A 26,700-nucleotide genomic window follows, 5' to 3' on the forward strand; every position below is an offset into this window, starting at 1 on the left:
CTCACGTGACGAGTTCTGCTAGACTGGACGCGCGCATCGCGGCTTTGCCGCGAATTTGGATGTTACCGACCTGGACGCCTGATGAACGATCAACCTAGCCCGAATCTCGGTGAGACCATACCGGACCCGCCGCGTGGATTCATGGGGCGCGTCCGCAATTACTTCCTGACCGGCATTGTGGTCGCAGGCCCCATTGCGATCACCTTTTATCTGACCTGGTGGTTCGTGAACTGGGTCGACGGCTTCGTCCGGCCGTTCGTTCCGGTCGACTACCGTCCCGAAACCTACCTGCCGTTCGCGGTGCCAGGTTCAGGTCTGGTCGTCGCCTTCGTGGCTTTGACGCTGCTCGGCTTCCTCACCGCCAATTTGATCGGGCGAACGCTGGTCGATCTCGGCGAACGGCTGCTCGGTCGGATGCCGGTGGTGCGCGCGATCTATCGCGGCCTGAAACAGGTATTCGAGACGCTGTTCTCGGGCAATGGTTCGAGCTTACGCAAAGTCGGCCTGGTGGAGTTTCCATCGCCGGGGATGTGGTCGATCGTCTTGATCTCGCTCCCGCCGAACGAAGAGGTCGCGTCTCGGATTCCCGGCGGGGCCGAGCACATCTCGGTGTTCCTGCCGTGCGCACCGAACCCGACCACCGGCTTCTTCTTCTACGTCCCGAAGAACAAGGTGATCCCGATCGATATGAGCGCCGAAGAGGCTGCGACCCTCATCATGTCCGCAGGCGTGGTGCAGCCGGGATCCGATCCGCAACGGAAGATCGCAGCGCTGGCAGCCACCGCACTCGCCGCGAAGAGGGCCGCCGGTGAACCCGAATCGGCATTCTCCCGCCGCAGGATCAAGGCGCCCGACAAGGTCGATTAGTTCCTCAACGCGTCATGCCTGCGTTCGTCGCCGGCATTCAAATGTTGCCTCGGCGGATGGCGCCTAACAGGTCGAGAATGAGCGCCCTTGGCATCGTTCATTACCCCGCGCCGATCAGCGGCAGTGCTTCATCGCGTTCGTAGAGATACAGCAGGCAACGCAGCGCTTCGCCCGAAGCGCCTTCGAGCTTCGGATTGTCCTTCATGATGCGCAGCGCTTCGTCGCGGGCCTGAGTGATGAGCTGGCCGTGCACATCGGAGCGCGCAATCCGGTAGCCGGGCAGGCCGCTCTGGCGGGTCCCGAGGACGTCGCCTTCGCCGCGCAGCTTCAAATCCTCCTCGGCGATCCGAAAACCGTCGGTCGTCTCCCGGATCACCCGCAGCCGCGCAGCCGACATCTCGCCGAGCGGTTCGCGGTACAGCAACAGACAGGTCGAGGCCTCGCTGCCGCGGCCGACGCGGCCGCGCAACTGATGCAGTTGCGCCAGTCCGAACCGCTCGGCGTTCTCGATCACCATGATGGTGGCGGCGGGCACGTCGACGCCGACTTCGACCACTGTGGTTGCGACCAGCACGCTGATCTCGCCGCTGGCGAACTGCGCCATCACGCGATCCTTGTCGGCGCCGCGCATCCGGCCGTGGACCAGGCCGACCTTGTCGCCGAAGCGTTGTTGCAGGCTTTCGAAACGTTGCTCGGCATCGGTGAGCCGGACGTTCTCGGATTCCTCGACCAGCGGGCAGATCCAGTAAACGCGTTTGCCGGCGGTCACGGCGCGGCCGACGGCGTCGATGACCTCGGGCAGGCGACCGTCGGACAGAGCGCGGGTGTCGATCGGCTGACGCCCGGCCGGCTTCTCGCGCAGTTCGGAGACGTCCATGTCGCCGAAATAGGTCAGAACCAACGTGCGCGGGATCGGCGTGGCGCTCAGCACCAAGACGTCGACGGTGTCGCCCTTCGAGGTCAGCGCCAGGCGCTCGCGGACCCCAAAACGGTGCTGCTCGTCGACCACCGCCAGCGCCAGCGACTTGAACACGACGTCGTCCTGGATCAGCGCGTGAGTGCCGACCAGAAAATCGATCTCGCCGGCGGCGAGGCGCGCCAGCAGGTCGCGGCGCTCCTTGCCCTTTTCGCGGCCGGTCAGGATCGCGACGCTGAGCCCGGCGCGCTCGGCGAGCGGAGCGATGGTCTTGATGTGCTGGCGCGCGAGGATTTCGGTCGGCGCCATCAGTGCCGCCTGCTTGCCGGCCTCGGTGACGGCGGCGGCCGCGAGCAGAGCGACCACGGTCTTGCCGGAGCCGACGTCGCCCTGCAGCAGCCGCAGCATCCGGACCGGCTGGCGCAGGTCCTCGGCGATCGCGGCGGCGGCCTCCTGCTGCGAGGTGGTCAGCGAATAGGGCAGCGCGTCGATGATCCTGTGCCGCAGCCGGCCGTCCCCGGCGTTACGCGTACCCGCAGGACGTCGAAGCTGCGCCCGCACCAGCGCCAGCGCGAGCTGGCCGGCGAGCAGTTCGTCATAAGCGAGGCGGGACCAATACGGCCCGTCCGGCAGGATGTCGGTCGGTTCGACCGGCACATGAACCCGATTCAAGGCGTCGGCCAACGACGGAAACCGGCAGCGCCGCAGCACCTCCGGGCTGATCCATTCGGGCATCGCCGGCAGCTTGGTCAGCGCCTGCGCCTCTGCGCGGCGCAGCGAGCCGATCGCGAGCCCCTCGGTCAGCGGATAGACCGGATCGATCTTCGGAAGCTTGGCGAAGCCGGCTTCGTCGACGACGCGATCCGGGTGCACGATCTGCAGCGTGCCGTCATAGAGTTGGCCCGTACCGGAGATGTAGCGCTTCTCGCCGACCGGCAGCAATTTCTCGATGTAGTCCGCTTTGGCCCTGAAGAACGTCAGGATCACGTCGCCGGTGTCGTCGCTGGCATAGACCAAATAGGGCGCGCGCGAGCGGCCGGGCGGCGGCGGACGATGGCGGTCGACATGGACTTCCAGCGTCACCACGGTGCCGGGCTCGGCGTCGCGGATTTTGGGCCGGGAGCGGCGGTCGATCACGCTGACCGGCAGGTGCAGCAAGAGGTCGACCAGCCGCGGGGTCTCGTTTCGCCCGAGCAGATAGCGAAACAGCTTGTCCTGCTTCGGGCCGACCCCGGGCAGGGTGGTGATGGGCGCAAACAGAGGATTGAGCAAAGCGGGACGCATCGAACCGGCTCGGACTGGTGGGTAACGCAGTGCAGGCTTGGATGCATTTTGCGGCAATTGCAATGCACCGACGCGGGCTGACATTGCCATCGGGCGGGGCTATATCAACCCCGCCCGGCATGTCCGGGCTTTCGGCGTTCAGCAAGGTTTCCAACGATGACCGGTACGACACGATCGAGCGGCGGGCTCGACGACCGCCGCAAGCGGCTTTTGTTCCGCTGCTGGCACCGCGGCACGCGCGAGATGGACCTGATTCTCGGTCAGTTCGCCGACGCCGAAATCGGGACGCTGGAGGACGCCGAGCTGGACGAGCTCGAGCGGCTGATCGAGCTCAACGATCACGACCTCTACAACGCCGTCGCCGGCGCGGACACGCTGCCGGCCGAATTCCAGGGCGGCCTGTTCGAGCGGATCAAGACTTACGGCCATCGGGATCACGAGGCATGAAGACGCCGCATCGATCGCCCGCGGAACTGCTGACGACCGGCAAGGCGCTGACCTTCGCCAATGTCGCCGAGGGCGCCGAGGGGCTGATCATCTCCGATCTCGCGCGCGCAGTGGCGGCGCGGCCGAAGCCGCCGGCGGTCAGCCTCGCGGTGATCTGCCGCGACGGACCGCGGATGCAACAGCTCGCGCGCAGCCTCGAATTCTTCGCCCCCGACGTCGCGGTGATGCAGTTTCCGGCGTGGGACTGCCAGCCCTATGACCGGGTCTCGCCGCATTCCGGCATTCTCGCGCAGCGCGTCACCGCGCTGGCGCGGTTGTCGCGACTTGCCGGCAGCGACAAGCCGCTGATCGTGCTGACCACCGTCAACGCGGCGGTGCAGCGGGTGCCGGTGCGCGAGGTGATCGCCGCGCAGGCGCTGTCGGTCGCGCCCGGCAACGTCGTGCCGATGGATTCGATCGTCGCCTGGCTCGAGCACAACGGCTATAGCCGCGCCTCGACCGTGCGCGAGCCCGGCGAATATGCGGTGCGCGGCGGCATCCTCGATCTGTTTCCGGCCGGGCTCGATCAGCCGGTGCGGTTCGACTTCTTCGGCGACCAGCTCGAATCGATCCGCACCTTCGACGCCGAGACCCAGCGCACGCTGCACGCCATGCGCGGCCTCGATCTCGTGCCGGTGTCGGAATTCCAGCTGATCTCCGAGACCATTCGCCGCTTCCGGATGGGCTATGTCGCCGCCTTCGGCGCCCCGGATCGCGATGACCAGCTCTACAGCGCCGTCAGCGAGGGGCGTCGCCATCCCGGCATGGAGCACTGGCTGCCGCTGTTCCAAGAGCGGATGGACACGCTGTTCGACTATCTTCCCGGCGCGCCGGTGGCGATCGAGCCGCAAAGCGAGGATGCGGCACGCGAGCGGTTCAAGCAGATCACCGACTATTACGAGGCGCGGCGCGAGGCGATGGACCAGCCTGGTTCCGGCGCGATCTACAAGCCGTTGCCGCCGGATCAGCTCTATCTCACCGACAGCGAATGGACCGCGCGGCTGGAAGGCGCGTCGCTGGCGCGGCTGACGCCGTTCGCGGTGCCCGACGATGGCGGTTCGGTGATCGACGCCGGCGCGCGGGCCGGGCGCAATTTCGCGCCGGAGCGCGCCGACACCGCCGTGAACGTGTTCGAGACGCTGGTCGCGCATGTGCAGGCGCTGCAGGCGACGCGCAAGAAAGTGGTGATCGCGCTGTGGAGCGAAGGCTCGCGCGACCGCATGGCGAGCATGTTGAAGGACCACAAGCTCGTCCATCTCACCAGCGTCAATTCCTGGCGCACGGTGCAGGCGACGCCGCGCAATGAGGCGATGCTGGCGGTGGTCGGCCTCGAATCCGGCTTCGAGACCGACGCATTCGCGGTGATCACCGAACAGGACGTTCTCGGTGATCGCCTGGTGCGGCAACGCAAGTCGAGCAAGAAGCTCGACAACTTCATCTCGGAAGTCACAAGTCTCGCCAGCGGCGACATCGTCGTCCACGTCGAACACGGCATCGGCCGCTTCATCGGGTTGCAGACACTCGAAGTCGGGGGCGCGCCGCACGACTGCGTCGAACTGCACTACGCCAACGACACCAAACTGTTTCTGCCGGTCGAGAATATCGAGCTGTTGTCGCGCTACGGCTCCGACGGCACGAATGTCGAACTCGACAAGCTCGGCGGCTCGGGCTGGCAGGCGCGCAAGGCCAAGCTGAAGAACCGCATCCGCCAGATCGCTGGCGAACTGATCAAGGTGGCGGCCGAGCGGCACCTGCGCGAGGCGCCGAAGCTGCAGGTCGAGCCGCATCTTTACGACGAGTTCTGCGCGCGCTTCCCGTACGACGAGACCGAGGATCAACTCGCGGCGATCAACGCTGCGCTCGGCGATCTCGGGCGCGGCATGCCGATGGACCGGCTGGTGTGCGGCGACGTCGGTTTCGGCAAGACCGAGGTCGCGCTGCGCGCTGCCTTTGCGGTGGCGCTCGACGGCAAGCAGGTCGCCGTCGTGGTGCCGACCACGCTGCTGGCGCGGCAGCATGCCAAGACCTTCGCCGATCGTTTCCGCGGCTTCCCCGTCAACGTCGGCCAGGCGTCGCGGCTGGTGTCGCCGAAGGAGCTGACGCAGGTCAAGAAGGGCATCGCCGATGGGCAGATCGACATCGTGGTCGGCACTCACGCGCTGCTCGGCAAGGCGATCAAGTTCAAGGATCTCGGCCTGGTGGTGGTCGACGAGGAACAGCATTTCGGCGTCACCCACAAGGAGCGGCTGAAACAGCTTCGCGCCGAGGTCCATGTGCTGACGCTGAGTGCGACGCCGATTCCGCGCACGCTGCAGTTGGCCATGACAGGCGTGCGCGACCTGTCGATCATCGCGTCGCCGCCGGTCGATCGGCTCGCGGTCCGCACCTTTGTCGCGCCGCATGATCCATTGATGATTCGCGAGGCGCTGTTGCGCGAGCGCTATCGCGGCGGCCAGGCGTTCTACGTCTGCCCCCGGATCGACGACCTCGCCGAGGTGAAAGACTTCCTCGACAAGCACGTGCCGGAGATGAAAGTCGCGGTCGCCCACGGCCAGATGCCGCCGACGGTGATCGAGGACATCATGTCGGCGTTCTACGACGGCAAATACGACATCCTGCTGTCGACCACGATCGTCGAATCCGGCCTCGACATTCCGACCGCAAACACGCTGATCATCCACCGCGCCGACATGTTCGGTCTGGCTCAGCTGTATCAGCTTCGGGGCCGCGTCGGTCGCTCCAAGCTGCGCGCCTATGCGCTGTTCACGCTGCCGTCGCAGCACAAGATCACGCCGCAGGCGGAGCGGCGGCTGAAGGTGCTGCAATCGCTGGAGACGCTCGGCGCGGGCTTCCAGCTCGCCTCACACGACCTCGACATCCGCGGCGCCGGCAATCTGCTCGGCGAGGAACAGTCCGGCCACATCAAGGAAGTCGGCTTCGAGCTGTATCAATCGATGCTCGAGGAGGCGATCACCAACCTCAAGGCCGGCGTCTCTGAGCCGGTCGCCGACCGCTGGTCGCCGCAAATCACCATCGGGATGCCGGTGCTGATCCCGGAGGAATTCGTCAACGATCTGTCGGTGCGGCTGTCGCTGTATCGCCGGCTCGCCGATCTCGACACCGACGAGGAGATCGAGAACTTCGCCGCCGAGCTGCGCGATCGGTTCGGGCCGCTGCCGGACGAGGTGCGCTATCTGTTCAAGGTCGCGGCGATCAAGGCGTATTGCCGGCGCGCCAATGTCGAGAAGGTCGATGCCGGGCCGAAGGGCGTCGTCATCACCTTCCGCGACAATTCCTTCGCGCAGCCCGATCGTCTCGTCACCTTCATCCGCCGCCATGGCGAGGCCGCCAAGGTCCGGCCGGACATGAAGGTCGTGTTCTTCCAGGTGTGGAAGACGCCGGAGGAGCGGCTGGCAGGCACCACCGACATTATGAAGCAGCTCGCCGAGCTCGCCGAAACCCGCAAGGCGGCCTGACGGCCGCCTGCGTGGCGTCAGGACGCCGCGCGCCGCGTGTCGAGCTTCGTCAGACGGGCGAGGATCGCGCGGGCAGAGTCGCCTGGCATCAGTGTTGCCAACGCCACATCCGGATCGATCCGCCCCTCGCGCCGGCTGGAATGCGAGGTCTGCTTCATCACAGCCGTGAGACGCCGCGCGATTGCCTGCGCGCTGCGCAGATCAGTCTCGGCAAACACCACGACGATGCTGCTGTCGGCCTGCAACACACCGAAATCCATCTTGCGCATCAGCCGGCTGACGATGCGCGCGGTGTCGAACAGCGCGCGGTGATCGGCGCGGTTGAGGGTGAACTTCGCCACCGACAGCCCATCGCCGCGCGACTGCGCGTGATAGACGGCGGTCGCGAAATCACGTTCGAATGCAGCAGGGGTGAGCAATCCGCTGCGCGGGTCGATCAGGCCGCCGGCGTCGAGCGAGCGCAGCGTGCGTCCGAGCCTCGCCTCGAAGGCGTGCTGACGAATCAGCGGCAGCGCATCGCCGACGATCCGCGCCGGATCGCCCTGGGTGAAATCGAGATTCGGCAGGTCGAAGCGCCGCTCCGGTGCCGGCACGGTGACCACCACCGGCAGGCTGCGGAACCGGGCGTCCTCGGACAGCACGGTGAGAAACGCATCGACCACGCGCGGGCTGAAGCCTTCAGCGAGGATGATGCCATCGAGATCGCGAGCATTGAGATGCTTCGCCGCCGCTTCGATCGACAGCGCGCCGACCACGCCGACGCGTTCGCCGAGCGCAACCGAAAGCGCCGGGTAGGCCGCGCCGCGCCCGATCAGCAACACCGTGGCGTCCTGGATCGGGTCGCTATCCGGTGTGCGAGGGAGATCGCCGGCGTCGAGCAACCTGCGCAGCGTGGTCGCGTGCAAGCTGCGGACGCGGAGCGCTGCGCTCAGTCGGGCGATGAGACGATCGAGATCGCCGCCTTCGAACCCGATCGCATTGTCGGGCAACGCGCAGCGCGGATCGAGCGCGATCAGCGGCACGTAGGGTTCGATCGCTGCGACCTGTTTGGCGAGCGTCGCGAGCGACGAGCCGGCCGCTTCGGTCGCGATCACTGCCGACGGCTGCAGCCGTGCGACAGCGTCGCCCGCTTCGGACCAGCCGGCAGTCACCGCTGGAAAGAGTCGGGCTGCCGAGAGGGCCGACAGGATCGGCGAGTTTTCGTCGTCTGAGACGACGAGGATGGGCGCATGATACGACATCTCTGAGAGCCGGTACTCCGCTGTCGATAGCGTCCGACCCTAGTTCGGCACCCTTAATGCGGCGTCAATGCTGACCCGCGATTTCCTCGCTGCGCGCCGGACCATCCCGAAAGGCCTCGACCATTAGAGGGTTTAGGCCGAGTTCTGAAAGTGCTTCACGAGCTCGTGCGTTGTCCTGGGCGCGGCCGGCGAGGCGATATCCGCTCCAGCGATCGGGCAAAGCGGTGAGCAGCGCGCCCTGACCGAGCCGCTTCGCCCATTCCTGCAGATCCTGCGCGAGGAAGCGATAGCCGCCGACGGCCAGCACGCCGGAGGGCGGCGCGGTGATGCAGATTGTGCCAGTGGCGCGGTCGAGACGGGCGGCGAAGCCGGTGTCGACATAGTCAGGTGCCGGCGGCATCGGCGTCGCGCTGTTGAGCGGAGGCAGCGGCGCGTAGGCGGCCAGCGTGACCATCGGACCGCGCAATCCCAGCGTTCCGTGAGGCGTGATCAGGGTTTCGCCGGCAGCCGACGATCCGGGCTGGTCGCGCGGAGCCGTGTGCGGGCCGGGCATGATCGCAACGGGGACGCCGTTCGCGCCGCGACGCGCGCCGAAAAGGCCGGCCTCGCCGAACAGGTAGATGTCGGTGAAGGTCGCGGGCGTAGCAGTCCAGGCCGGACTGGCGGCGACTTGTTCAGGCGCCCGCCACAGTCCGATCAGGTTGCGCAGCGTCGGCATCCCGGCAGCCAGGCCGGTCTCGCCCAGCCGCAACGCCAGCGGCCCGGGAGCCACCAGCGTATCGCAGCCGAGGTCGCGGATCTGGGCCTCGAGCACCGCCTCGTCGAAGGGGTGATGCAGCGCCAGCGTGCCGCCGCTCAACAGCCAAGTCACCATCGACGACGCGAGGCCGGCGAAGGAGGAGAGGGTTTGCGCCGACAGCAGCATAGCGCCCTGCGGCACGCGACCCTCGAGGAAAACCGCCAGACCACCGGCAATCATGTGCAAATGCGTGCGCGGAACCGTTCTCACGCCCTCGGGCATGGAGTCGAATGAGATGATCGCGGCGCGGCGCGCATCTTGAGCGAAAGGCGCAGCCGCCGCCGGAACATCCTCGGTCATTGCGATGTCGAGCGACGCCATGCCTTCCGGCAAATCGTCGCCGAAGCCGCCGACATAGCGGATCGAGAACGCCTCGGCCGCGGCGTTCATCGCCAGATCGGCATGGCTGACGCCATCGATCCAGCGCGTCGAGACGATCGCGCGCGCGCCGGTGCGGTTCAGCGCCGTGGTGATGTCCGCCTGTCGCCAGAGCTGCGGCAGAAGGGCGACGACCAGCCCGGCGCGGTGCGCGGCCAGGATCGTCAGCGGAAACTCGATGGTGTTGGGAAGTTGCAGCGCAATCACCGAATTCGCCGGAAGGCCGGAAGAGGTGAAATGCGCCGCGAGCGCGGAGATCGCTCTGTCGGCCTGCGCATAAGTGAGACGGGCCGGCGGCTGGCCGGTGACGCGTTGCTTGTCGGCGGGATCGATCAGCGCAATCGCATCCGGCTGACGCGCCAGAATGCGCCGGAACAGTCCGTCGAGTGTCGGCGAAGCGTTGGGCTGGCTCACATCATCACCTTTGCTGCGTCGGTGGCCGGGCCCACCAGGTCTCGGGCAGGTAGCCGGTCAGTGCGTTCGCTTTCGGCCGTTCTATCCGATTCCAACGCGCGATCCATTGTTCCTGGATGTTGTAGAGCGGGATCACGTAGAAGCCCGAGGTCAGGACGCGATCGAGCGCCCGCACCGCATCGACGAATTCCGGATGCCCGCGCGCCGCGATCATGGCCGCGATCATGGCGTCGATCGCTGGATCCTTCGCGCCCATGTAGTTGCGGGTGCCCTGGGTGTCGGCCGCTTCCGCACCCCAATAGAACGATTGCTCATTGCCCGGCGACAGCGAATGGTCCCAGCGGTTGGGGATCATGTCGAAGTCGTAAGAGATCCGCCGCTGATCGAACTGCACCGCGTCCACCACGCGGACCGAGGTTTGGATGCCGACACGCTTGACGTCGCGGGCGAAGGCCAGCGCGATGCGTTCCTGATCGCGCGTGGTGACCAGGATTTCGAAGGTCAGCGGCTGGTGATTGTCGCGCCGCCGCAGCACCGTGCCGTCGAGCTGATAGCCGGCCTCCGCCAGCAGCGACAGCGCCCGGCCGAGCGTGGCGCGATCGCGGCCGGAGGCGTCGCTGACGGGCAGGCGGTAGCTGCCGTCGATGACGTCGGCGCGCAGTCGCGCCAGATAGGGCTTCAGCAGTTGAAGTTCGCCGGCTTCCGCCGGGCGGGTGTAGGCGGAGAGCTCCGAACCCGCGAAGAAGCCACCTGCGCGCGCATACAGGCCGAAAAAGTAGTTGCGGTTGATCCATGCGAAATCGAACAATTGCAACAGCGCTTCGCGGACCCGGATATCGGCGAATACCGGACGGCGGGTGTTGAACACCAGAAATTCGGTCGGCTGCGGCATGCGGATTTTGAAGGCGTCGCGGATCACGTCGCCGTTGCGGGCCGCCGGAAAGTCATAGCCGTCATGCCAGCGCAGCGGCTCGTTTTCGACGCGGTAGTCATACAGCTCGCGTTTGAAGGCTTCGAAATGTGAGTTAGCCTCACGGAAATAATCGATCCGGATCTCGTCGAAGTTCCATAGTCCGCGATTGATCGGAAGATCGCGCCCCCAATAGTCGGGGTTCCGGATCAGCGTGACGCTGGCGCCGGCCTTCACCGCGCCGACACGGTACGGACCTGACCCGATCGGCGGCGCCAGCGTCGTCTCCTCGAAGGTGTCGGGGTTGACCGCGTGTTTGGGAAAGATCGGCATCAGGCCGAGGATCAGCGGCAGTTCCCGATCGTTCACGTCGCCGAAATCGAACCGCACCGTGCGCGGATCGGGCGCCTCGGCGCGCGCGACCTTGGCGTAGTAGATGCGATGATTGGGGCGGCCCTTGTCGCGCAGCAATTGCCAGGAGAACAGCACGTCTTGCGCCAGCACCGGCTTGCCGTCCGAGAACCGCGCGCGCGGATCGATGCGAAAGGTGACGTAGCTGCGCGCATCGTCGGTCTCGACCGATTGCGCCAGCAGGCCGTAAAGCGTGAACGCTTCGTCGTTGCCGCGCGCCAGCAGGCTCTCGACGACGTAGCCGCGCATCCTCTGCACCGCGATGCCCCTGACAATGAACGGATTGAGGCTGTCGAAGGTGCCGAGTAGACCTTCCACCAGACGACCGCCTTTCGGCGCATCGGGGTTGATATAGGGCATCGCGGTGAAGTCGGCAGGCAGAGCAGGCTCGCCGTGCATCGCCAGCGCATGCGATGGTTTCGCCGCGTCCTCTGCTCCGGCCTGCGCGACGCCGCTGAACAAAGCGACGACGCCAACGACCATCACCGCCGCCAGCGCGCCCGCGCGCAGGGCCATCAGGTGCACGAACCGGCGGTTTGATTCGTTGTTGTCCACCGCTGGAATTTACCACAAGGGAGTGATGAAACGGGCCGGGGATGATTGTCGCCATTGATCTTTTCGTGCGCCGATGTATTGAAGGCGATCACGCGGCGTAGCTTGATCGGCTTGTCACGTAACTGCCTCAATTGGCTCCGAGACACCGGCCAAACGGCACGATGTCAGCTCCCGCGTCGCCGCGGGGTGCGCGACCGTTTCAGAAAGGGTTTTTTGCAATGAAGTCTTGCAACTTGGTCGCGACGGCCGGGCCGCGCGGGCAGGCATTCGCTCTGCTCACGGCAGCGGCCTTTACCGCTCTGACCGTCGCTTCCGCAGCGCAAGCGCAAGCCCCGCAGCCGCAGCAGCAGCCGGCCGCTCCGAAGGCGGCAGCCCCCGCCCAGCCAAAGGCTCCTCCGAAGGCGGCTCCGAAAGCCGGCCCCGCCGCGCAGGCGCCCGCCGCCGCGCCGCAGCCGGACCAGCAGGTTCAGCTGATTTACGCGCCGTGGACCAAGTTCTGCCTCAAGGGCCAAGACGCCAATGCGAAGCAGGTCTGCTTCACCGGCAAGGACGGCCGCATTGAGTCCGGCCAGCCGGTGATTGCGGCGGTGATCATCGAGCCGGAAGGCGAGCCGAAGAAGATCCTGCGCGTGACGCTGCCGCTCGGCATGCAACTCGTTCATGGCACCCGAATCATCGTCGACAGCAACGCGCCGCAGCAGAGTCCTTACGTGATCTGTTTCGCCAACGGCTGCATGTCGGACTATGAGGCGACCGCGGAGATGCTGGCCAGCATGAAGAAGGGTCAGAACCTGGTCGTGCAGGCGATCAACTCCAACGGTGCGCCGCTGACGCTGCCGCTGCCGCTGGCCGAGTTCGCCAAGGCCTATGACGGTCCGCCGACCGATCCGAAGCAGTTCGAAGAGACCCAGAAGAAGCTGCAGGAAGAATTGCAGAAGCGCGCCGAAGAGCAGCGCAAGAAGCTCGAGGCGCAGGCCCCGGCAGGCGCCAATCCGGCCCCGAAGTAACAAGCGTTTTTCCGCAGAACGAAAAGGGCGCCCCGGTCGGGCGCCCTTTGCGTTTGGGTTGCTGTGTTATTCGGGGGCTTTGTCGGATTGCTACGCTGGATGGGCGTGAAGCAATGCGCCGAACTAATTCAACGACGGATTGCGCGGGCGATAGCCGCCGGCCTTGTCCTTGACGAAGATTTCGGCGACCTGCGAATGCCGGATCGGCTCGCCGGAATCGTCCGGTAGCAGGTTCTGTTCCGAGACATAAGCGACGTATTCGGAATCGGCGTTCTCGGCGAGGAGGTGATAGAACGGCTGGTCCTTGTGCGGCCGGACCTCTTCAGGAATCGACAGCCACCATTCCTCGGTATTGTTGAATTCCGGATCGATGTCGAACACCACCCCGCGGAACGAAAAGATCCGGTGGCGAACGATCTGGCCGATCTGAAACTTGGCGGTTCTCGTCTTGATCATCTGAGTCGCATAGACCAGGATTGCGGCTGATGCTAGTGCGAAACCGGGTTTCCGTTCCCATTGGCCCGGCGCCGATTTCCCGGTTACCGGTCGTTTTTCCCTGACCGACGGTCCCTTCAGCGGCCCCCCATGATCGATATTTTAAACCTCGCGCTACCGTATTTCGGGCTGATCTTCGTCGGCTTCGCCTGTGGCCGGCTGAAGCGGCTGCCGGAGAATGGCCTGGCCTGGATGAATTTTTTCCTGCTCTACGTGTCGCTGCCGGCGCTGTTTTTCCGGATCATGTCGAAGACGCCGTTCGAGGAACTCAACAACCTGCCATTCGTGCTGGCGACCACGCTCGGCACTGCGTGCGCGTTTTTCGTCTCCGGGCTCATCGGGCGGGCGGTGGGCGGCCTGTCGCTGCGGGAAGCGACGATGGCGAGCCTCGCAGGCGGTTACGGCAATATCGGTTACATGGGGCCGGGGTTGGCGCTCGCCGTGCTCGGAGCCAAGGCCGCGGTGCCGGTCGCGCTGATCTTCTGCTTCGACAGCATTTTCCTGTTCTCGATCGTGCCGCTGGCGATGGCGCTGACCTCCGGCGAACGCCGCCCGCTGCTGCCGACCATCGTCCATGTGGCGCGCGAGATCGTGCTGCATCCCTTGATCGTCGCCGCCTATTGCGGCGCTGCGGCCGCGGCGTTGCATCTGCAATTGCCGGTCGCGGTCGACAGTACGCTGCAATTTCTGCAGAACGCCGCGGCCCCGGTGGCCCTGTTCACGCTCGGGGTGACCGTGGCGCTGCGCCCGTTCGGTCGGGTGCCGTGGGAGGTCCCCGCCATCATCGGTGTGAAGCTGCTGCTGCATCCGCTGATCGTGCTCGGCCTGATGCTGGCGTTCGGACCGTTCACCCTGGAATGGGCGGCCACCGCTGTATTGATGGCGTCGTTGCCGCCGGCGCTCAACGTGTTCGTGATCGCCCGGCAATACAACACCTGGGTCGAACCGGCCTCGGTCGCGGTGCTGATCGGCACCTTCGTCTCGGTAGTAACCCTGACGACGGTGATGTGGCTGATCAGGACCGGGCAGATGCCGCTGCTCTAAATCGTTGTCGAGCGAACTAGAGGCCGGTTGTCATGAAGAGATTGCGTCAGAACAGGAATAGAAAGTTGCGGTTTTAATTCAATCAGAACCGCAACTCTCGCACTCACAGCGATCGCCAGAACGGGGATAGCCCTTCGCGCATCGCCAGACGCCGCAGCGGCCCGACCGAACTGATCAACTGCATGCCGACCGCGCGCGCGGCCTGCGCCGGCAGCAGGTCGCTGAGCAGGGTGCGGTTGGCGATGTCGATCGCGAAGGTGCGGCTGGCGACATCGGCGCCGCGGGCGCGGCCGAACCGCCCGATCACAGCATCGCTGCCCACGTCCTGGTCGCCCGCCATCGCGTCCTGGACGATCTCGGCGATATCGCCGGCATCGCGCAGACCCATATTGAGGCCTTGGGCGCCGATCGGCGGCACGACATGAGCGGCTTCGCCGACCAGCACGATGCGGCGCCGTCCGTAATGGCTCGGCTTCTCGATCGCGAGCGGAAACATATTCCGGCCGGGCTCGACCGTGACGCGGCCAAAGATCGAATGCGACTGCTTTTCGGCGGCCACAGAGAGGGCGTCGTCGTCGAGCGCCATCAACCGCTGGGCCTCTTTCGGCGCGGCGACCCAGACGACGCTCATGCGGCGGCCGGGCAGGGGCACGAACACGCAAGGTCCCTCGGTCGTGTGAAACTCGGTCGAGACGTTTTGATGCGATCGGGCCGTGGTGACGTTGAAGGTCAGCGCTGACTGGTTGAGCGCGCGGCTGCTGACAGTGATGCCGGCTGCTTCCCGGCATCGCGAGTGACGGCCGTCGGCGCCGACCACCAGGCACGCCGACAGGGTCTGATCCTTCCGGGTGCGGACCAACGTCGACTCATCGCCGGGAGCGACGGATTCGGCCTCATCGTCGAACCGGTCGAGATTGGCGATTTCCGCGGCGCGCTCTTCCAGTGCAACCATCAGGTTGCGGTTCTCGATGTTATAGCCGAACGCATCCATGCCGATTTCGTCTGAAGCGAACCGCACCTCCGGCGCCCGGATAAGCCGGCCTGTGTCATCGACCAGCCGCATCGTCCGCAGCGCGGCGGCCTTGCTGGAGCAGCGGCGCCAGACGTCGAGTTTCTCCAGAAGGTCGATGGAATCTCCGAGCAGCGCCGTCGTGCGGTTGTCCGCATATGGCACTTTGCGGGCGATCAGGGCCGTCATCGCCCCGGTTTCGGCGACCGCGATCGCGGCGGCCAGACCGGCGGGACCACCGCCGACAACGATGACATCGTAACTGTTTGGCTCGAGCAGGCTTTGGGTCATAGAAAGACAATCGTCAGTCGCCGCCTCGATTTCAAGCCCGGAATGAAACTTTAGCGCTTCCCGCAGGTTGCGCGACCGAACGTCGCGAACTTTAATGATGTGAACATTGATATGCAGGCGCGACCGAGTCCTGATATGCAAACCGCCTGATGACCCCGTTGGACCCGCCACGATCCCCTCCGGCATCGCGCGTCGAGCGCATGGCCGCGTTCTCGGTGCATCTGTTCACCGCCGCCGGCGCTGGCGTCGCGCTGCTGGCGCTGCTGGAAGCCGTCCGCGAGCATTGGGCGGCGATGTTCGGCTGGCTCGGCGTGGCGCCCTTGATCGACGGGATTGACGGGCCGTTGGCGCGGCGGCTGGATGTGGCGCGGCTGCACCCGGATTGGTCGGGTGACGCGCTGGATTTAGTGGTTGATTTCGTCACCTACGTGTTTGTGCCGGCCTATGCGATCACCGCAAGCGGCTTGCTGATGCCGATCGCGGCTCCCGTGCTCGGGGTGGGGATCATCATCACCTCGGCGCTGTATTTCGCCGATCGCCGGATGAAAACCGCCGACAACCACTTCCGAGGTTTTCCGGCGTTGTGGAATGCCGCGGCGTTCTACCTGTTTCTGCTGCATCCGCCGCCGATCGCCGCGAGCATCGGCATCGCTGCGCTGATCGTCTTCACCTTCGTGCCTTTCAACGTCCTGCATCCGGTCCGAGTCGTGCGGCTACGTGTGCTCAACCTCACGCTGATTGCTGTCTGGGCGATGCTTTCGGTCTATGTGATCGTACGAAATTTCGACGTGGCGGCCCCGGTCACCGTCACATTGTGCGCAATTGCGCTCTACATTGGCTGCGCTGATGCAGCCATTCGGCTGTTCCAGAGAGTCCGACAATGATTGATCTGATTTACAGTCCGGAAGCCTGGGCTGCACTGCTGACGCTGACGGCGCTCGAAATCGTGCTGGGCATCGACAACATCATCTTCCTCTCGGTTCTGGTCTCGCGCATTCCCGAGCCGCAGGCGACGCGGGCGCGGCAGATCGGTCTGGCGCTGGCGCTGATCTTCCGCCTCCTGCTCCTGAGCGTGCTGGTCTGGTTGATCGGGTTGACTGCACCAGTGTTCAGCATCGCCGGGCAGTCGTTCTCCTGGCGCGACATCATCCTGATCGCCGGCGGCCTGTTCCTGATCGCCAAGGCGACGCACGAGATTCATGCCGAGGTCGAAGCGCGCGAGGCCGGGCACAAGGGGCCGGACGTGCGCACTGCGTTCGCCTGGGTGATCGTCCAGATCGTGATCGTCGATCTGGTGTTCTCGATCGACTCGATCATCACCGCGATCGGGATGGCCAAGGACATCGAGATCATGGTCGCCGCGGTGCTGATCGCGATGCTGATCATGTACGTGTCGTCCGGGCCAGTGGCGCGGTTCGTCTCCGAACATCCAACCACCAAGATGCTGGCGCTGGCTTTCCTGGTGCTGATCGGCGTCGCCTTGGTCGCCGACGGCTTTGCGTTTCATATTCCCCGGGGATACATCTATTTTGCCATCTTGTTTTCGGGGGCGGTCGAGTTCTTCAACGTGCTCGCCAAGCGTAACCGCGTCAAACCGCAATGATGTTGTGCCATGGCTTGCCGCGCGGGCTAGCCGCGGTCGGTTGACAACGCCGCGAGGATGGCATTCGTTGCGCGTTGCGTAGATTCCCCAGGGGGCGATGATGACGAAAGCGGTGCGGGTGCATCAGGTGGGCGGTCCGGAGGCGCTGGTCTACGAGGCCATCGAGCTGCCGCCGCCCGCAGACGGCGAGGTCCGCATTCGTCAGTACGCCGTCGGCTTGAACTTCATCGACGTGTACTTTCGCACCGGCCTGTACAAAGCGCCGACGAAGCCGTTCATCGTCGGTAACGAGGCGGCCGGTGAGGTCGTCGCGGTCGGACCGCACGTCACTAATTTCCACCCCGGCGATCGCGTTGCGTACTACTCGAACCTCGGTGGTTACGCCACCGAGCGGAACATTGAAGCTACCAAGCTGGTGAAGCTTCCCGACCACATCACCTACGAGCAGGGCGCGGTGCTGATGCTCAAGGGGCTGACGGTGTGGTACCTGCTGCACAAGACCTTCAAGGTCGAGCCGGGCCATCGCGTGCTGATCCACGCCGCGGCCGGCGGCATCGGCCTGCTCGCCTGCCAGTGGGCGCGGGCGCTCGGCGCTCATGTGATCGGCACCGTCGGCTCCAAGGCCAAGGCCGATCTCGCGCTCGCCAATGGCTGCGATCACGTCATCCTCTACAACGAGGAAGATTTCGTCGCGCGGGTGAAGCAGATCAGCCGCAACGAATTGTGCGACGTGGTCTATGACGGCGTCGGCAAGACGACGTTCCCGGGATCGCTGTCGTGCATCAAGCCGCGCGGGCTGTTCGTCTCGTTTGGAAACGCCTCGGGCCCGGTGCCACCGTTCGCGCTGGCTGAACTGAACAACCACGGCTCGCTGTTCGCGACGCGACCGAAGCTGAACGACTATGTCGGCACCCGCAAGGAACTGATCGAGGGCGCGGACACGCTGTTCTCCGCGGTGATCGAGGGCAAGCTGCATGTTCCGATCAACCATGCCTATGCACTGAAAGACGCCGCGAAGGCGCATATCGATCTGGAAGGCCGCGTCACGACCGGCGCGTCGATCCTGAAGCCGTAAGTATTCCGCGGCCGCATGGTTGATATCTGCCGTCATCCCCCGCGAAAGCGGGGGGTCCAGTATTGCAGAGAACTGGTGGCTGATACTCGGCACTCTGGGATACTGGGTCGCCCGGTCGAGCCGGGCGATGACTGATGGTTGTGGGATGACGGCCGTGCGTCACGCGCCGGCGCGATCCTCAGAACCCGCTATTCGCTTCAGAACCCCGCGACCGTCCCATGCAGATCATACGCGTCGGCGCGGTCGATCCTGGCGGTGACGATCTCGCCGACGCGGAGCGGGCGTCGGCTCGAGAGATAAACGCTGCCGTCGATCTCCGGCGCGTCGGCCTTGGAGCGGCCCTTGGCGACGGTCGGCCCGACTTCGTCGATGATGATCTGCTGGCGGGTACCGACCTTGCGCTTCAGCCGCCGCGCCGAGATCGCCTGCTGCCGCGCCATCAGCCGATTCCAGCGCTCCTGCTTGACCTCGTCGCTGATCTGGTCGGGCAGGGCATTCGACGGCGCGCCGGCGACCGGTTCGTATTTGAACGCGCCGAGGCGGTCGATCTCGGCCTCGTCGAGCCAGTCGAGCAGGAACTCAAAATCGCGTTCGGTCTCTCCGGGGAAGCCGACGATGAAGGTCGAGCGTAGCGCCAGATCCGGGCAGTCCGCGCGCCAGCGCTTGATGCGGTCGAGCGTCTTGTCCTGCGCCGCCGGGCGCTTCATCAGCTTGAGCACGTCGGGGCTGGCGTGCTGGAACGGGATGTCGAGATAGGGCAGCACCTTGCCCTCGGCCATCAGCCCGATCACTTCGTCGACATGCGGGTAGGGGTAGACGTAGTGCAGACGCACCCATGCGCCGAGTTCGCCGAGTTCGCGCGCAAGATCGATGAATTTGGCGCGGACCGTGCGATCTTTCCGCGGGCTTTCGGCGTATTTCAGATCGACGCCGTAGGCCGAAGTGTCCTGCGAGATCACCAGTAGTTCCTTGACGCCGGCGGCGACCAGCTTCTCGGCCTCGCGCAACACGTCGTCAGCGGAGCGTGACACGAGATCACCACGCAGCTTCGGAATGATGCAGAAGCTGCAGCGGTTGTTGCAGCCCTCGGAAATCTTCAGATAGGCGTAGTGCCGCGGCGTCAGCCGGATGCCTTGCTCGGGCACCAGATCGAGATGCGGATTGTGCAGCGCCGGCTTGGCCCGATGCACCGCTTCCAGCACGCTCTCATATTGCTGCGGGCCAGTGATCGACAGCACGCCCGGATAGGCGGCTTCGATCTGCTCGGGCTCGGCGCCCATGCAGCCGGTGACGATCACCTTGCCGTTGGCGGCCATCGCTTCGCCGATCGCAGCGAGCGATTCCTGCTTGGCGCTGTCGAGGAATCCGCAGGTGTTGACGATCACCAGATCGGCGCCGTCATGCTGGCGCGCGAGCTCGTATCCCTCGGCGCGCAGCCGGGTGATGATCCGCTCGGAATCCACCAGCGCCTTGGGGCATCCCAGCGAGACAAAACTGATCTTTGGCGCGGCGGCCTGCTGCATTGGTTTGAAACTGCCTGATTGATGGTCCCGAGCTAAACCCGTTCGGAGGCGCTGACAAGGCGGTTCCGGGCCGGAATCCGTGAGAATGAAGGCCGCGGCCTCGGTTCCAAAAGAGAGAATTTTTGCCGGTTCCGGGACCCGGATGGCATGGACGTTGTTATTTCGTCGGCCGCCTTGCGGGTCGGCGCGTTCAGGCTTTTCTTGTTCCGCACGAGCTCGGGAGTCAAACGATGCGACTGCAAAATCAGGACCATACCCGAGGCATCCGCCGGGCCCTGGCCTGGCCGGCCTTGTTCCTCACTGCCGACATCATCGCTCTCGGCGCGGCGCTGGGATTGATCGCAGCCGTCGCGTTCGGCGCTCCGCAACTGCGGCTGCTATAGTTCCTTCTTCGGATCTCCCTGGCGCGTTTCAGCGCCGCGCAAAGGGGACAACGGTGGCCCCACGCTCCTCAAGGGCCAAGCGAACCCCCCGCGCGATGTCCACGGCCCCGGGCGTATCGCCGTGGATGCAGACCGTGTCGATCCGCATCTTGATGATCTTGCCTGTCACCGACACGACTGCGCCGTCCTGCACCATTCTGACCACCCGCTGCGCGATCTCTCTTGCGTCGTGCAGCACCGCGCCCGGCTTGCGGCGCGACACGAGATTGCCGTCATCCTCATAGGCGCGATCGGCGAACACTTCGTGGGCCATTGCCAGGCCGGCGGCTTCGCCGGCATCGACGAGCTTCGAGTTCGCCAGCACCACGAAGATCAGTTTCGGATCGACCGCCTTGATCGCCGCCGCGACGGCGCGCGCGGTCATGTCGTCCTCGCAGGCGACGTTCGACAGCGCGCCGTGCGCCTTGACGTGGGTCACCTCGTGGCCGGCGAGCGCCGCGACCGCCTGCAGCGCGCCGATCTGATAGGCGACGAGATTCTCGATCTCCGCAGCGGTGATGCCCGGCACCGGGCGACGGCCGAAGCCGTGCAGATCGCGGAAGCCGGGGTGCGCCCCGATCGAAACGCCAAGCGCCTTCGCCATCGTGACGGTCTTGTGCATGATATCGGGATCGCCGGCATGGAATCCGCAGGCGATATTGACGCTCGTGGCGATGCTCATCATCGCCGCATCATCGCCCATTTGCCACGCGCCATAGCCTTCGCCGAGGTCGCAATTCAGATCGATCTTCATCGTCGTCTTCCCATCGGAACGTTGGATCACTCAGCCGTCGAGCGCATTGGCCGCCGCGCCCGCGACGTTGGCGGTGAACAGCGCGTCGAGGTCGAGCATCCCCTGTTGCGCATCCTGCAAACGATCTGGCAAAGCGCGGATCAACTTCGCCATCGCACGATACTCGGCCTGCGCCTCGTCCATGCTCACCGCCTTGAAACGGAACGGCCGCCCGGGCTGGAATTGCGCGAGACGACCGAGATCGGCGGAGATCACGGTCGCGATCTTCGGGTAGCCGCCGCTGGTGCCGCGGTCGGGCATCAACACGATCGGCTGGCCGTTGCCGGGAACCTGAATGCTGCCGTCGACGGTGCCGTCGGAGACAATGTTATGGCCGTGCAGATGCCTGATCTCCGGCCCTTCGAGTCGATAGCCCATCCGGTCGCTGGTCGCGGAGATTTTCCATTCGCCATTGAGAAACGTTGCGACGGCGTCGCCGAATTCATCGTCCTGCGGACCGAGCACGACGCGGATCGGCGCCTCAGGCGGCCTCGGCAGATCGAGACGGCGTTCGGCAGCGATCGTCGCTGGCTTTGCCGGAATGACGTCGCCGGGCTGCAGCGGCCGCGAGTAGGGGCTGCCGAGACCGGCGCGGGCATTGACCGCGAGACTGCCGAACATCGGTTCGCCGCTGATGCCGCCTGCGATCGCCAGATAGCTGAACACATGGTTGCGCGCGACGCCGAGCGTCAGCGTCTCGTCCTCAGCGAGCAGAAACGACCCGTTGGGCGCAATTGCTCTGCTGCCGATCGCGGCGGGACGTTCCGCGCCGCACAACGCCAGCCGCACCGCGCCGTCGCGCGCGGTGAACGCCGCGCCGAGCGGCCCGAGTTCGATCGCAGCGGCGAATGCGGGGTTGCCGACCAGCGTGTTCGCCGCGGCTAACGACCATCGATCCATCGCGCCGCTCGGGGTCAGCCCATAGCGTTGCGCGCCGTGGCGGCCCGCATCCTGCACGGAGGTGGCCGGGCCGACGATGTCAATGACGAGCCTGCTCATGAGGCCAACAACTCGGCGATGATCTCGCCGTGCTCGGCGGCACGATCCTGCTCAGCAAATTCCTTGGCGTCGATCCGGCTGAAGCTGATTGCGTCGCCTGGCTCGAGCAGGAAAACCGGATCGCGATGCATCTGATACGTTCGCACTGGCGTGCGTCCCAACAGGTGCCAGCCGCTCGGGCCGGGAAGGCACTGCACGCCGGCCTGCGCGCCGCCGATCGAAATCGTGCCCGCGGGGGTGAGCACGCGTGGCGCCTGTCGCCGCGGCAATGCAAGCGCCGGATCGAGACCCGACAGATACGACCAGCCGGGGGTGAAGCCGATCATCGCGACGCGATAGTCACCGCCGGCGTGACGCGCGACGAGGGCGTCGGGTGTCATCTTCAACGCGGCCGCCGCGTCCTCGAGATCGATGCCGTGTTCGCCGCCGTAGCACACCGGAATCCGCCAGCGACGCCGGGTCGTCGCTTCGGCTTGAACGTGCGATTGCGCCAAGGTGTTCAGTCGTTCAGCCAGCGCAGCGAAGCCGATCTGCTCCGGGTCGTAGTGCACCAGAAGCGAGCGATAGGTCGGAACTGTTTCACGCACACCTGCGATGGCGTGCCGTGTCAGTATGTGGTCGAGTGCGAGTACGCGCTGATTGGCGTCGTTGCTGATCTCGCGGCCGAAGTCGACCGTGATTGCGGCGTCGCCGCTGTGCAGTATGCGTGGGGTGGTGAGCGCCATGTCCCTCTGATCTCATCAGCACCAGATCTAGCCATAGCGCGTTTTGCACGCGCGTGAAAATCACTTCCCGCTCATACTGTTAGCGATAAAGCGCCGCCGAGCCGGCCGATAAGGCGTGATGATCAGTCAATCCGCGAAAGGCTGCCGGGCGTGGCTTGCGACTTGACGGGGGAGGTCGCGCCAGCAAGATGCAGCGCAAATCTCTCGAGGAGCTGCGTGTCCATGTCATTGACCCCCGAAGCCATTGCCACCCTTGCGCGCGTTTCGACCGCGACCATCACCACGGTGTTGCTGAAGAAGGGGCTGCGCAATGTCTGGCTGCGTGGCGCGCGGCCGCTGCGGCCGGGCCAGCCGCGGCTCGTCGGCGAGGCGTTCACGCTGCGCTTCGTGCCGGCGCGTGAGGACCTTGCGACGCCGGAATCCTGGGCCTCGCCGATCTCGACCCGCGCCGCGATCGAGGCGATGCCGGAAGGCTGCATCGCCGTGATCGATGCGATGGGCGTCAGCGACGCCGGCGTGTTCGGCGACATTCTCTGCGCGCGGATGGTGAAGCGCGGCATTACGGCGCTGATCACCGACGGCGTGGTGCGCGATCTCGAAGGCGTACTCGGCACCGGCCTGCCGGTGTGGTGCAACGGCGCCGCGGCGCCGCCCTCGGTGGCGGGGCTTACATTCGTCGGTTGGGGTGAGCCGATCGGCTGCGGCGGGGTCGCCGTATTCCCGAAGGATGTGATCGTCGCCGACCAGGACGGCGCGGTTCTGATCCCGCAGGCGCAGCTCGACCATGTCCTGGCGGAAGGCCCGGAGCAGGAGCGGATGGAGGGCTGGATCGTCGAGGAGGTCAACAACGGCGCGGTGCTGCCGGGGCTTTATCCGATGAACGCAGAAACCAAGGCCCGCTATGCCGCGTTCAAGGAAAAGGCGGGCAAGGCGTAACCCCGGAGGTCGGAAACATGGATATCTTCTCAGCCGGTTCGCGGCCGACCCTCCGCGCGCCGAAGGATTATTTCACCGGCACTGTCTGGCAGGACCCGATCGTCTCCGCGCCGGCTCCGGCGCGGCTGGCGGCGACCCGTGTGGCGTTCGAGCCCGGCGCGCGGACGGCGTGGCATACCCATCCGCTCGGCCAGACGCTCTATGTGGTCACCGGAATCGGCCGCGTTCAGACCGAAGGCGGACCCGTCCGGGAGATTCGCGCTGGGGATGTGGTCTGGATACCGCCAGGCGAGAAGCACTGGCATGGCGCTTCGCCGACCAATGGCATGACCCACATCGCGATGCAGGAAGCGCTCGACGGCAGCTTCGCGACCTGGATGGAGCATGTCTCTGATGCGGATTATGCCGCCGTCCCATCGGCCTAACGGCAACCGCGGAACTGGTTTGACAAGGGCCTTGCCGCGACGGCAGGGCCCTTGTCGTTCTGGTTCAAGATATCGCGCTAATCGTCTGCTAGTTCACGCGACTCCAGGTCTGGCCGCCGCAGAACATGCCGCCGAACGCGCAGCCTTGGACTTTGAGCCGATCCGGGCCCTTCAGGGCGATTGTCGAGTCATAATTGCTGCCGCTTTTCGGGTCGTGGATCCGGCCGCTCCATTTGTTGTCGCCGCCCGGCTTCATGTTGATCAGGATCTTCTCGCCGTTCTCGTTCGACCGGGCGTTGACCGAGTAACCGCAGAGACTGGCTCCGCATTGTTCGATCCGGACCTTGCCTTCCTTCTCCTCGGTCAGCCAGACGCCGAGCGGCGAGAGCTTGTCGGGCGCCGCCGGGGCCTGCTCCTGGGCCGGGACTGACGGGGGCGCGGCGGCGACCACCGGGTCAAGTCGCTTGGCTGGCGCGCTGTCCGGCGGCGCCGGATTTGCAACTGAGGCGGCTGGCTCCGATGCGCGACTGGCGGCCGGCGCCGGAGCGGGTTCCTGGATCCGGCTGGCGGTCGTTGCGGGAGCGGCCGGAGGCGCCGGCGCGACCTTGGGTGAGCCTTTGGCCGGCTCCAGCGCTTCCTGCGTTGCCGCCCTGTCATTGGCGGTCGCAGGCTGGCCGGGCGGTTTGCGCGTTTCCTGAACCGGCTTCTGGGTGGCCGGGCGTTCATCGACGTCGTCGTCCGGCTCGATTCGCGGGCGCTTGCTGCGCTTCGGGCCGGATTCGTAGACACCAGGGATCGAAATCGAGACGCAGGACGCATCGTTGCAATCGCGTGGCTTTTCGATCCGGACCGAATGACCGCCGATGTCGAACGAATAGGTTTCCCCAGCCTGTGCCGCCGTGCTTGCCACAAGCAGCGCCGCCAGCGCGATCAAGCTTTTCATGACTTCCTCCTGCAATCGCGTGAAGTGCCGCCAATCTGCGCCCGGACGAAGTTTTCCAGCGTGATAGGGATCACGCATCGAGGATGAGACGTGGCCGCCCGGCAAAGGTTCAAAGACCGGTCGGCAAAGGAAAGGCGCTCGGCGCGCCGCTGCCTGGCACCCGCGAAGCCTGGAACTCGTCCCGGACGGCCGAATCCGGGCCTTTCGCGGCCGCTCTTGACCCGATATGAAAGGCCAACAGATTGGGACTGCGCGTCAGGAGAGCACTATGGCAGCCAAGACGAATTTCCGGGGGTCGTTTACCGCCTTGGTCACGCCGTTCAAGAACGGTTCGGTCGACGAGCAGGCCTTTCGCGATTTGGTCAAATGGCAGATCGCAGCAGGGACCAACGGACTGGTGCCGGTCGGGACCACGGGCGAGAGCCCGACGCTGAGCCATGACGAGCACAACAAGGTGGTGGAATGGTGCGTCGAAGAGGCCGGGGGACGGGTGCCGGTGATCGCCGGGGCTGGATCGAATTCCACCCGTGAGGCCATCGAGCTCGCCAGACATGCCGAGAAGGCGGGCGCGGATGCGGTCCTGGTTGTGACGCCTTATTACAACAAGCCCACCCAGGAGGGCATGTATCAGCACTTCAAGGCGATCAATGACGCGATCGGGATTCCGATCATCATCTACAACATCCCGCCGCGATCCGTGGTCGACATGTCGGTCGACACCATGAGTCGCCTGTACGAGTTGGAGAACATCGTCGGCGTCAAGGACGCGACGGCCAATCTGGGCCGGGTGTCGCAGCAGCGCCACGCGATGGGGGCGGATTTCATCCAGCTCTCCGGTGAGGACATGACCGCGCTGGCCTATATGGCCGCGGGCGGCCACGGCTGCATCTCGGTGGTGTCGAATGTGGCGCCGAAGCTCTGTGCCGACCTGATGGCGGCTGTGTTTGCCGGCGACTATCCCGGCGCGCTGAAGATCCAGGACCGGCTGGTGCCGTTGCACGATGCGGTCTTCAAGGAGCCCGGCGTGGCCGGCGCCAAACATGGCTTGACGCTGCTCGGCCGGATTCAGGAAGAAGTGCGGCTGCCGCTGATGCCGGTGACCGAACCGACGGGCAAAGCCATCCGCGCCGCCATGATTCACGCCGGGTTGCTGAACTAACGGCTGCTGACCCATTCACGCGGACCTGTACCAACCAGGCCGCTCCACAAAGAAACTGCGAGGGTCGATGCTCAAGGAGTTCCGCGAATTCGCGATGAAGGGCAATGTCGTCGATCTTGCGGTCGGCGTCATCATCGGGGCCGCGTTCGGCGCCATCGTGACCTCGATGGTCGGCGATCTGATCATGCCGGTGATCGGCGCGGTCACCGGCGGCCTCGACTTCTCGAACTACTTCACACCGCTGTCGAAGGCGGTGACGGCGAATTCGCTGGCCGAGGCGAAGAAGCAGGGCGCGGTGCTGGCGTGGGGCAGTTTCCTCACCATCACGCTCAACTTCCTGATCGTCGCCGGCGTCCTGTTCGGCGTGATCCGGGCGATGAACCGGCTGAAGCGCAACGACGAGGCCGTCGCAGCGGCGCCGCCGAAGCCGACCCGCGAGCAGGAACTTCTCACGGAGATCCGCGATATTCTGAAGAGCGGCATCCGCACGCAGGTCTAGGCCTTCGGCGGAGCG

The 26,700-nt window shown here is 65.4% G+C and carries 24 protein-coding genes; 13 read left to right on the forward strand and 11 right to left on the reverse strand.

Features of this window, described 5'->3' with window-relative positions:
* Positions 1–81: 81 nt before the first annotated feature.
* Positions 82–867, forward strand: a complete 786-nt coding sequence (locus BMY71_RS11405) for a DUF502 domain-containing protein (protein WP_092683835.1) — start codon at positions 82–84, stop codon at positions 865–867.
* A gap of 100 nt (positions 868–967) precedes the next feature.
* Here BMY71_RS11405 and recG read toward each other — a convergent pair whose 3' ends face one another.
* Positions 968–3,067: an ATP-dependent DNA helicase RecG gene (gene recG / locus BMY71_RS11410; RefSeq protein WP_092683837.1), complete on the reverse strand. Its 2,100-nt coding sequence runs from the start codon at positions 3,065–3,067 to the stop codon at positions 968–970.
* A gap of 156 nt (positions 3,068–3,223) precedes the next feature.
* On the opposite strand from recG, the gene BMY71_RS11415 reads away from it, so the two are divergent.
* Positions 3,224–3,514: an FAD assembly factor SdhE gene (locus BMY71_RS11415; protein WP_011503028.1), complete on the forward strand. Its 291-nt coding sequence runs from the start codon at positions 3,224–3,226 to the stop codon at positions 3,512–3,514.
* Complete coding sequence (gene mfd / locus BMY71_RS11420; protein WP_092683839.1) at positions 3,511–7,029, forward strand: transcription-repair coupling factor; 3,519 nt, start codon at positions 3,511–3,513, stop codon at positions 7,027–7,029. The genes BMY71_RS11415 and mfd overlap by 4 nt, the downstream gene beginning before the upstream one ends.
* Before the next feature lie 17 nt (positions 7,030–7,046).
* Here mfd and BMY71_RS11425 read toward each other — a convergent pair whose 3' ends face one another.
* The 3 genes from BMY71_RS11425 to BMY71_RS11435 form a co-directional block, all read right to left on the reverse strand.
* Entirely contained in the window at positions 7,047–8,270 is a 1,224-nt protein-coding gene (locus tag BMY71_RS11425) for a hypothetical protein (RefSeq protein WP_092683841.1), read from the reverse strand.
* Positions 8,271–8,334: 64 nt separating this feature from the next.
* Positions 8,335–9,861: an AMP-binding protein gene (locus BMY71_RS11430; RefSeq protein WP_092683843.1), complete on the reverse strand. Its 1,527-nt coding sequence runs from the start codon at positions 9,859–9,861 to the stop codon at positions 8,335–8,337.
* Positions 9,862–9,865: 4 nt separating this feature from the next.
* Complete coding sequence (locus BMY71_RS11435; protein ID WP_092684185.1) at positions 9,866–11,698, reverse strand: extracellular solute-binding protein; 1,833 nt, start codon at positions 11,696–11,698, stop codon at positions 9,866–9,868.
* Positions 11,699–11,955: 257 nt separating this feature from the next.
* Here BMY71_RS11435 and BMY71_RS11440 point away from each other — a divergent pair, with 257 nt between their 5' ends.
* Complete coding sequence (locus BMY71_RS11440; protein WP_011503033.1) at positions 11,956–12,744, forward strand: invasion associated locus B family protein; 789 nt, start codon at positions 11,956–11,958, stop codon at positions 12,742–12,744.
* A 123-nt stretch (positions 12,745–12,867) separates the two neighbouring features.
* Here BMY71_RS11440 and hspQ read toward each other — a convergent pair whose 3' ends face one another.
* Entirely contained in the window at positions 12,868–13,200 is a 333-nt protein-coding gene (gene hspQ / locus BMY71_RS11445; RefSeq protein WP_011441732.1) for a heat shock protein HspQ, read from the reverse strand.
* A 129-nt stretch (positions 13,201–13,329) separates the two neighbouring features.
* Between hspQ and BMY71_RS11450 the strand changes: the two genes are divergently transcribed.
* Positions 13,330–14,283, forward strand: coding sequence for an AEC family transporter (locus BMY71_RS11450; protein ID WP_041805324.1), 954 nt, complete (start codon positions 13,330–13,332; stop codon positions 14,281–14,283).
* Between the two features lie 103 nt (positions 14,284–14,386).
* On the opposite strand, the gene BMY71_RS11455 is transcribed toward BMY71_RS11450, so the two are convergent.
* Positions 14,387–15,583 (reverse strand): UbiH/UbiF family hydroxylase, encoded by a 1,197-nt coding sequence (locus BMY71_RS11455; protein ID WP_092683846.1) that lies wholly within the window; start codon positions 15,581–15,583, stop codon positions 14,387–14,389.
* Between the two features lie 149 nt (positions 15,584–15,732).
* Between BMY71_RS11455 and pcsA the strand changes: the two genes are divergently transcribed.
* The 3 genes from pcsA (at position 15,733) to BMY71_RS11470 (ending at position 18,261) form a co-directional block, all read left to right on the forward strand.
* On the forward strand, positions 15,733–16,467 hold the full coding sequence (pcsA, locus tag BMY71_RS11460) for a phosphatidylcholine synthase (RefSeq protein WP_092683848.1): 735 nt from the start codon (positions 15,733–15,735) through the stop codon (positions 16,465–16,467).
* On the forward strand, positions 16,464–17,186 hold the full coding sequence (locus BMY71_RS11465) for a TerC family protein (protein ID WP_011503037.1): 723 nt from the start codon (positions 16,464–16,466) through the stop codon (positions 17,184–17,186). The genes pcsA and BMY71_RS11465 overlap by 4 nt, the downstream gene beginning before the upstream one ends.
* A gap of 100 nt (positions 17,187–17,286) precedes the next feature.
* Complete coding sequence (locus BMY71_RS11470) at positions 17,287–18,261, forward strand: quinone oxidoreductase family protein (RefSeq protein WP_011503038.1); 975 nt, start codon at positions 17,287–17,289, stop codon at positions 18,259–18,261.
* Positions 18,262–18,458: 197 nt separating this feature from the next.
* Here BMY71_RS11470 and rimO read toward each other — a convergent pair whose 3' ends face one another.
* Entirely contained in the window at positions 18,459–19,784 is a 1,326-nt protein-coding gene (rimO, locus tag BMY71_RS11475; RefSeq protein WP_092683850.1) for a 30S ribosomal protein S12 methylthiotransferase RimO, read from the reverse strand.
* A gap of 230 nt (positions 19,785–20,014) precedes the next feature.
* On the opposite strand from rimO, the gene BMY71_RS24895 reads away from it, so the two are divergent.
* Complete coding sequence (locus BMY71_RS24895) at positions 20,015–20,167, forward strand: hypothetical protein (RefSeq protein ID WP_175557657.1); 153 nt, start codon at positions 20,015–20,017, stop codon at positions 20,165–20,167.
* A gap of 28 nt (positions 20,168–20,195) precedes the next feature.
* On the opposite strand, the gene BMY71_RS11480 is transcribed toward BMY71_RS24895, so the two are convergent.
* Genes BMY71_RS11480 through pxpB form a run of 3 tightly spaced genes read right to left on the reverse strand, consistent with a single transcriptional unit; the run spans position 20,196 to position 22,723 of the window.
* On the reverse strand, positions 20,196–20,960 hold the full coding sequence (locus tag BMY71_RS11480) for a LamB/YcsF family protein (RefSeq protein WP_092683852.1): 765 nt from the start codon (positions 20,958–20,960) through the stop codon (positions 20,196–20,198).
* Between the two features lie 30 nt (positions 20,961–20,990).
* On the reverse strand, positions 20,991–21,998 hold the full coding sequence (locus BMY71_RS11485; RefSeq protein WP_092683854.1) for a 5-oxoprolinase subunit C family protein: 1,008 nt from the start codon (positions 21,996–21,998) through the stop codon (positions 20,991–20,993).
* Complete coding sequence (gene pxpB / locus BMY71_RS11490; RefSeq protein ID WP_092683856.1) at positions 21,995–22,723, reverse strand: 5-oxoprolinase subunit PxpB; 729 nt, start codon at positions 22,721–22,723, stop codon at positions 21,995–21,997. Before pxpB ends, BMY71_RS11485 begins: the two co-directional genes overlap by 4 nt.
* Positions 22,724–22,945: 222 nt before the next feature.
* Between pxpB and BMY71_RS11495 the strand changes: the two genes are divergently transcribed.
* Both BMY71_RS11495 and BMY71_RS11500 read left to right on the forward strand, forming a co-directional pair.
* Complete coding sequence (locus BMY71_RS11495; protein WP_092683858.1) at positions 22,946–23,659, forward strand: ribonuclease activity regulator RraA; 714 nt, start codon at positions 22,946–22,948, stop codon at positions 23,657–23,659.
* A 17-nt stretch (positions 23,660–23,676) separates the two neighbouring features.
* A complete protein-coding gene (locus BMY71_RS11500) occupies positions 23,677–24,084 on the forward strand; it encodes a (R)-mandelonitrile lyase (protein WP_011503044.1) in 408 nt (135 codons plus the stop codon).
* Positions 24,085–24,172: 88 nt separating this feature from the next.
* Here the strand turns inward: BMY71_RS11500 and BMY71_RS11505 are convergent, their stop codons facing one another.
* Positions 24,173–25,027 (reverse strand): DUF2147 domain-containing protein, encoded by an 855-nt coding sequence (locus BMY71_RS11505; protein WP_092683860.1) that lies wholly within the window; start codon positions 25,025–25,027, stop codon positions 24,173–24,175.
* Positions 25,028–25,295: 268 nt separating this feature from the next.
* On the opposite strand from BMY71_RS11505, the gene dapA reads away from it, so the two are divergent.
* Both dapA and mscL read left to right on the forward strand, forming a co-directional pair.
* Positions 25,296–26,186 (forward strand): 4-hydroxy-tetrahydrodipicolinate synthase, encoded by an 891-nt coding sequence (gene dapA / locus BMY71_RS11510; RefSeq protein WP_092683862.1) that lies wholly within the window; start codon positions 25,296–25,298, stop codon positions 26,184–26,186.
* 67 nt (positions 26,187–26,253) lie between these two features.
* A complete protein-coding gene (gene mscL, locus BMY71_RS11515; protein ID WP_092683864.1) occupies positions 26,254–26,685 on the forward strand; it encodes a large conductance mechanosensitive channel protein MscL in 432 nt (143 codons plus the stop codon).
* Positions 26,686–26,700 lie beyond the last annotated feature (15 nt).

Source organism: Rhodopseudomonas pseudopalustris, assembly GCF_900110435.1.
GTDB classification, from domain to species: domain Bacteria; phylum Pseudomonadota; class Alphaproteobacteria; order Rhizobiales; family Xanthobacteraceae; genus Rhodopseudomonas; species Rhodopseudomonas pseudopalustris.

What these genes read in the sequence shown, in the direction of transcription:
- BMY71_RS11405 (WP_092683835.1), top strand. Translation starts at nt 82, where the DNA reads ATGAACGATCAACCTAGCCCGAATCTCGGTGAGACCATACCGGACCCG.
- recG (WP_092683837.1), bottom strand. Translation starts at nt 3,067, where the DNA reads ATGCGTCCCGCTTTGCTCAATCCTCTGTTTGCGCCCATCACCACCCTG.
- BMY71_RS11415 (WP_011503028.1), top strand. Translation starts at nt 3,224, where the DNA reads ATGACCGGTACGACACGATCGAGCGGCGGGCTCGACGACCGCCGCAAG.
- mfd (WP_092683839.1), top strand. Translation starts at nt 3,511, where the DNA reads ATGAAGACGCCGCATCGATCGCCCGCGGAACTGCTGACGACCGGCAAG.
- BMY71_RS11425 (WP_092683841.1), bottom strand. Translation starts at nt 8,270, where the DNA reads ATGTCGTATCATGCGCCCATCCTCGTCGTCTCAGACGACGAAAACTCG.
- BMY71_RS11435 (WP_092684185.1), bottom strand. Translation starts at nt 11,698, where the DNA reads ATGGCCCTGCGCGCGGGCGCGCTGGCGGCGGTGATGGTCGTTGGCGTC.
- BMY71_RS11440 (WP_011503033.1), top strand. Translation starts at nt 11,956, where the DNA reads ATGAAGTCTTGCAACTTGGTCGCGACGGCCGGGCCGCGCGGGCAGGCA.
- hspQ (WP_011441732.1), bottom strand. Translation starts at nt 13,200, where the DNA reads ATGATCAAGACGAGAACCGCCAAGTTTCAGATCGGCCAGATCGTTCGC.
- BMY71_RS11450 (WP_041805324.1), top strand. Translation starts at nt 13,330, where the DNA reads ATGATCGATATTTTAAACCTCGCGCTACCGTATTTCGGGCTGATCTTC.
- BMY71_RS11455 (WP_092683846.1), bottom strand. Translation starts at nt 15,583, where the DNA reads ATGACCCAAAGCCTGCTCGAGCCAAACAGTTACGATGTCATCGTTGTC.
- pcsA (WP_092683848.1), top strand. Translation starts at nt 15,733, where the DNA reads ATGACCCCGTTGGACCCGCCACGATCCCCTCCGGCATCGCGCGTCGAG.
- BMY71_RS11465 (WP_011503037.1), top strand. Translation starts at nt 16,464, where the DNA reads ATGATTGATCTGATTTACAGTCCGGAAGCCTGGGCTGCACTGCTGACG.
- BMY71_RS11470 (WP_011503038.1), top strand. Translation starts at nt 17,287, where the DNA reads ATGACGAAAGCGGTGCGGGTGCATCAGGTGGGCGGTCCGGAGGCGCTG.
- rimO (WP_092683850.1), bottom strand. Translation starts at nt 19,784, where the DNA reads ATGCAGCAGGCCGCCGCGCCAAAGATCAGTTTTGTCTCGCTGGGATGC.
- BMY71_RS24895 (WP_175557657.1), top strand. Translation starts at nt 20,015, where the DNA reads ATGCGACTGCAAAATCAGGACCATACCCGAGGCATCCGCCGGGCCCTG.
- BMY71_RS11480 (WP_092683852.1), bottom strand. Translation starts at nt 20,960, where the DNA reads ATGAAGATCGATCTGAATTGCGACCTCGGCGAAGGCTATGGCGCGTGG.
- BMY71_RS11485 (WP_092683854.1), bottom strand. Translation starts at nt 21,998, where the DNA reads ATGAGCAGGCTCGTCATTGACATCGTCGGCCCGGCCACCTCCGTGCAG.
- pxpB (WP_092683856.1), bottom strand. Translation starts at nt 22,723, where the DNA reads ATGGCGCTCACCACCCCACGCATACTGCACAGCGGCGACGCCGCAATC.
- BMY71_RS11495 (WP_092683858.1), top strand. Translation starts at nt 22,946, where the DNA reads ATGTCATTGACCCCCGAAGCCATTGCCACCCTTGCGCGCGTTTCGACC.
- BMY71_RS11500 (WP_011503044.1), top strand. Translation starts at nt 23,677, where the DNA reads ATGGATATCTTCTCAGCCGGTTCGCGGCCGACCCTCCGCGCGCCGAAG.
- BMY71_RS11505 (WP_092683860.1), bottom strand. Translation starts at nt 25,027, where the DNA reads ATGAAAAGCTTGATCGCGCTGGCGGCGCTGCTTGTGGCAAGCACGGCG.
- dapA (WP_092683862.1), top strand. Translation starts at nt 25,296, where the DNA reads ATGGCAGCCAAGACGAATTTCCGGGGGTCGTTTACCGCCTTGGTCACG.
- mscL (WP_092683864.1), top strand. Translation starts at nt 26,254, where the DNA reads ATGCTCAAGGAGTTCCGCGAATTCGCGATGAAGGGCAATGTCGTCGAT.